The organism is Paraburkholderia sp. J7 (assembly GCF_905220155.1).
Taxonomy (GTDB): Bacteria; Pseudomonadota; Gammaproteobacteria; order Burkholderiales; family Burkholderiaceae; genus Paraburkholderia.
In genome coordinates this window covers 1-365 of record NZ_CAJMYZ010000116.1, presented here as the reverse complement: position 1 = coordinate 365, position 365 = coordinate 1, and the positions used below count along the sequence as shown (strand labels likewise).

The 365-nt window shown below is 63.3% G+C and carries 1 protein-coding gene; it reads left to right on the top strand.

The genetic code is table 11. The features are described 5' to 3' along the window. Positions 1–365 (top strand): branched-chain amino acid ABC transporter permease (locus tag U5A58_RS40575; RefSeq protein ID WP_321965470.1); only part of this gene is annotated, 365 nt, incomplete at both ends.

Here is a 365-nt window from a genome sequence, read left to right as displayed (position 1 = left end):
CATCGCCGAGAACCCGAACAATGCCTCGCTGATGGGCGTGAACCCGAACTTCGTGATCTCGGCCACGTTCATGATCGGCTCGGCGCTCGCGGCCCTCGCCGGCGTGATGATCGCCTCGGAGTATGGCAACGCGCACTTCTACATGGGTTTCATCCCCGGCATGAAGGCCTTCACGGCGGCAGTGCTGGGTGGTATCGGCAACCTCGGCGGCGCGATGGTCGGCGGCGTGGTGCTCGGTCTGATCGAGCAGCTCGGCGCAGGCTACATCGGTAACCTGACCGGCGGGGTGTTCGGCAGTAACTATCAGGATGTCTTCGCATTCATCGTGCTGATCGTCGTGCTCGTGTTCCGTCCGTCGGGGCTGT